Annotated in this window: 5 protein-coding genes and 1 pseudogene; 1 reads left to right on the plus strand and 5 read right to left on the minus strand. The window is 65.9% G+C overall.

Annotated elements, in window-relative coordinates:
- Positions 1-88: 88 nt before the first annotated feature.
- From QZY03_RS04975 to QZY03_RS04995, 5 genes are all read right to left on the minus strand, one after another.
- Positions 89-649: a hypothetical protein gene (locus QZY03_RS04975; RefSeq protein ID WP_295578679.1), complete on the minus strand. Its 561-nt coding sequence runs from the start codon at positions 647-649 to the stop codon at positions 89-91.
- A 250-nt stretch (positions 650-899) separates the two neighbouring features.
- The gene (gene thiO / locus QZY03_RS04980) at positions 900-1,985 is read right to left on the minus strand and encodes a glycine oxidase ThiO (RefSeq protein ID WP_295578680.1); all 1,086 of its coding nucleotides are present in this window, start codon (positions 1,983-1,985) and stop codon (positions 900-902) included.
- 181 nt (positions 1,986-2,166) lie between these two features.
- The gene (gene ispH, locus QZY03_RS04985; protein ID WP_295578682.1) at positions 2,167-3,117 is read right to left on the minus strand and encodes a 4-hydroxy-3-methylbut-2-enyl diphosphate reductase; all 951 of its coding nucleotides are present in this window, start codon (positions 3,115-3,117) and stop codon (positions 2,167-2,169) included.
- Positions 3,118-3,226: 109 nt separating this feature from the next.
- Positions 3,227-3,676 (minus strand): FKBP-type peptidyl-prolyl cis-trans isomerase, encoded by a 450-nt coding sequence (locus QZY03_RS04990; protein WP_295578684.1) that lies wholly within the window; start codon positions 3,674-3,676, stop codon positions 3,227-3,229.
- Between the two features lie 90 nt (positions 3,677-3,766).
- Entirely contained in the window at positions 3,767-3,904 is a 138-nt protein-coding gene (locus QZY03_RS04995) for a hypothetical protein (RefSeq protein ID WP_020503040.1), read from the minus strand.
- Positions 3,905-4,230: 326 nt separating this feature from the next.
- Between QZY03_RS04995 and rimO the strand changes: the two are divergent.
- Positions 4,231-4,413 (plus strand): annotated as a pseudogene (gene rimO / locus QZY03_RS05000) (30S ribosomal protein S12 methylthiotransferase RimO); the annotation flags it as partial.

Raw genomic sequence — 4,413 nt, forward strand, 5'->3', positions numbered from 1 at the left:
AGAATAATTCTCAACAACTCTGTTCCGCGGACAGCCGCGCCCGCAGGCGACGCGTGGGCGGCCTGGCCGGACGCGGCAGTGGGTGAGGCTATCCGGTCGCGGGGATGGGCTGAACCAGCGAACGCATCTGTTCGAGGCGCCCGGCGTTGACGTGTCCCAGCGCCATGGCCATCATGACCGCCAGCGCCAAGCCGACGCGCGTCTGCATCTTGGCCAGACCGCGAATGAAATGCCGCTCGAAGCCGAAGCTGTTGTCGATGCGGTTATTGATTCGCTCCAAGGCGCTACGGCGGTTGTCACCGCGCTCCCAACTGGGACTGCCATAGGGCGTTGGCACGAAGATGCGCCGATCGTGGTCGGCAAGGCTGATGCGCACGATGCGCCCGTCGTCGCCGGGCATGACCCCACCCGCCTGATGGCACCGTTCACGACCCTCGCACTCAAGCCCAAAGGCCGCGGCTGGACAGCGGTATTTGAGGGTGTCGCGATCGGCCTCGAACCCCTGGAAGGCCAAGTCGCGTTGCACGCCGGTGGCCGGGCAGATGCAATGAACGCTGCCTTTCTCCGTATGGACGATGGTATCGACCCGGGTGGGGAATAAGGGACGGGTGATGGGTTTGCTGGGGTCGTAGGGTGACTTTTCGCCCACCGCCCCAGCCCACGCGCGCAACTGACTGATTGTTCGTTCCGGGCTGGGGTAAACGAAAGTTTTCCCCCGCCGGGCGGCTTTTCAGTTCAGGGGCTTGCGGACACCGCTAGAGGCTCAAACGTCCGGTGCGGTCCAAAATGATGTGGTCGCAGACGTGCGTAGGATGGGCAGAGCGAGAGCGATGCCCATCCTACCGAAAGGCCTGGCCCCATCACGTCTGATCGCACCCCGAAACATCTCGCGCCAGGGTTCAGCGTGAGGCTTCCAGCGCGTAGGGCGCGGGGTCGATGATGGGCGCACGCCCCAGCAGCAGGTCGGCGGCCAGCCGGGCGGAGGCCGGGGCGGTGACCACGCCGTTGCGATAGTGGCCGGCGTTGACATAGAGCCCGGTGATGCCGGGGTAGGCGCCGATGTAGGGGATGCCGCTCGGGGCGCCGGGGCGTAACCCGGACCAGTGCGTTTCCATGGACGCTTGTTCGAGTGCAGGAAACAGTTCGATGGCGCTGCGGTAGAGCGCATCTCTGGCCTCGGCGGTGGTCGCCTTGACGAAGCCCGTGTGCTCCAGGGTGCTGCCGACCAGGACCCGCCCGTCCCGGCGCGGGATGACATAGCGGTCACGGTAGAGTGTGGTGTGGCGCACTTGGCCCGGCCGCGCCTGAAAGAGGATCATCTGCCCGCGCACCGGTGCGATGGCCGGCGGCCGACAGAATTGATTCAGCAGTCGCCCGGTCCAGGCCCCGGCGCAGACGATGACGTGATCGGCGTGGATCACGCCGCGCGTCGTGCGCACCCCCTGAATATGGCCATGCGCGACCAGGATATCCAGCACTTCTTCCTGCTCGCGCAGCAGCAAGCACCCATCCAGGGCCCGCCGGGCGGCCTTGACCAGACGCGGATTGCGGACGTTGGCGACCGCCGGGAAGCGCAGGGCCTGCGCCGGGCCAAGGCCCAGTTCAGGTTCGAGCGCGCGCACCGCCGGACCCTCGATGACCTGGATCTCGTCGCCCTGGCGGGCGGCCCAGGCAAGCGCTTGATCGCGTTGCTCGGTGTCCAGGATCAGGAGGCCGTTCGGCGTGAACTCGGGGTCGATGCCGGATGCCTCATGGAGCGCCGCGCACAGATCGGGGTAGACCCGCTGGCTCCAGCGCGCGAGCGCGGTGACCGCATCCGGGTAGCGCCAGGGGTAGAGCGGAGACACGATGCCGCCGCCCGCCCAAGAGGACTCGCGACCGGTCCGGCCCATCTCGATCAGGGTGACCGCGGCCCCGCCCTGAACCAGTTCGCGGGCGGTCAGCAGACCGATGATGCCGCCGCCGATGACCAGGATATCGCTCATCGCTCAGGGTCCAACGCCTGGATCAGTACCAGCAATTCGAAGTTGGGGCGGCATCGCGCGACCCCCTGGTGGATGCGGCGCGCGCGACCGATGTGTCGGGATCCTGACATCGAGCAGCGCGCCTTATCCACCCTACAGCGGAGCCGCTCTTGTAGGGTGGATAAGCGCAGCGCATCCACCATCAGCCCTCGACCGCGCCGGCTGCCGCCAGTTCACGCGGCAGACTGAAGACCACCTGTTCGCGAATGCCTGATTGCTCTTCCACGCTCCCGGCGCCCCACTCACGCAAACGGGCGATCACCTGTTCCACCAGGATCTCGGGGGCGGATGCGCCGGCGGTCAGGCCCACCCGCGGCGCCTGTTGCAGCCAGTCCCGGCGGATGTCGTCCGGACCGTCGATCAGATAGGCCGTGCAGCCCTGCTTGTGCGCCAATTCCCGCAGGCGATTCGAATTGGAGCTGTTGGCTGAACCGACCACCAGCAACAGGTCGCACCGCGCCGCCAGCGTCTTTACCGCGTCCTGACGGTTCTGGGTCGCGTAGCAGATGTCGCTGCGCTTGGGACCCTCGATCTTGGGGAAGCGCTCGCGCAGTGCCGCGATGATCTCGGTCGTGTCGTCGACCGAGAGTGTGGTTTGCGTTACGTAAGCCAGGTGCTCCGGGTTGCGCACCGGCAAGCCGGCGACATCCTCCACCGACTCCACCAGGTGGATGAGCCCGCCGTCCGTCTGGCATTGGCCCATGGTGCCCTCGACTTCCGGATGCCCGCGGTGACCGATCAGGACCAGTTCATCACCGGCCTTGCAGTGCCGCGCCACCTCCAAATGGACCTTGGTCACCAGCGGGCAGGTGGCATCGAAGACCCGGAACCCGCGCGCCTGCGCCTGCGCACGCACCTGCTGGGCGACTCCGTGGGCGCTGAAGATGACCGTGGCTCCGTCCGGAATCTGATCCAGTTCCTCGACGAAGATGGCGCCGCGCTGCTTCAGCCCGTCCACGACGAAGCGGTTGTGGACCACTTCGTGTCGCACATAGATCGGGGCGCCATAGAGGTCGAGCACGCGCTCGACGATGGCGATGGCACGGTCGACACCGGCACAGAAACCGCGGGGATTGGCGAGGAGTATATCCATGGCAACAGAGGATAGGCGAAAGTTGGGTGAAAGAAGAAGTCAGACATTATGGGGCAATCCGGCCGCCGTGGGCGGCCGCATCGACATGCCGGGGTGATTCCAACCGCGGTCAGGTGACGGACAGGATACGCACCCGCAAGGTCAGCGAACGGCCGGCAAAGGGGTGGTTGAAGTCGACCCGCACCCGCCCGGCCGCGCCCTCCCCTTCCCGTTCGAGCACCAGTCCGCTGGTCTCGTGGCCGGCCGGGGTCGTGAAGGCGACCACCTGGCCCGGTGTGGGGTCCAGATCCGGCGGAAAATCACTCAGGGGCAACCAGTGCCGATTGTCCGGGTCATACTCGGCGAACAACTCGGAGCCGCTGGCCAGGATCAGGTGGTCCGGACCCGGCGCGAGACCCAGCAGCGCGGTCTCCATCCCTGGGGCCAGGGTGCCATCGCCCAGACGACAGGTGATCGGCTCCTGATCGAAGGTGGAGAAACCGACGAAGCCGTCGTGAAAACGCACTTCCAGGTGCATCACCAGGGTACAGCCGGGGGCAATCTGCGCAAGTATCGGCATGAGCGGGCGGTCGCATGGCAGGGTCGGCGACGCGGTGTCCGGATGAACCGGACACCGCGCGGCGACCCAATGGCTGCTACATTATGGCTGTTACATCAGTTCCTGGGTGACGAACAGATAGCCCAGTGACACGACCACAACGGTGATCGCCAGGTAGGGCAGGAGAATACAAACACCGGGCAAGTCATTACAGACCTTGCTGTACTTACAGAGATTGCAGTTTTTCATTATGGTGACCGTACGCCGAGTGAACTTCCGAGGCCGGCCCCGTGGCGCGGGGGCAGGTCCTCTTTCGGTGACAGGATCAGGCGCCGTTATCGTCCGGTACCCACGCGCCCCGTCCTTGGGGGTGTCCTCCCGCGATACCACTGTACCGCGACCCGGTGTCAAGCCTAGCCCACGGGCGGGCGCTATGCTTACCGAATCGGCGTGCGAGGGCAAGCCGGGCGGGCAAGTATTTCGCGCTCGGGCCTTTGTTTCCGGTGCCTTCTACCAATACCATAGACGATTGCCCGACGATCAGGGCACTTTCGATCACCCTGCCGGGAGTTCCCGTGACCCCTCTTGACTCCAGCGCGGCCCCTACCCGCCCGCCCCGTATCGGCTTCGTGAGCCTGGGATGTCCCAAGGCGACCGTGGACTCCGAACACATCCTCACCCAACTGCGCGCCGAGGGCTACGGCATCACGCCGAGCTACGACGGGGCCGATCTGGTCATCATCAACACCTGCGGCTTC

It is taken from the genome of uncultured Lamprocystis sp., assembly GCF_903933125.1.
Lineage (GTDB): Bacteria > Pseudomonadota > Gammaproteobacteria > Chromatiales > Chromatiaceae > Thiodictyon.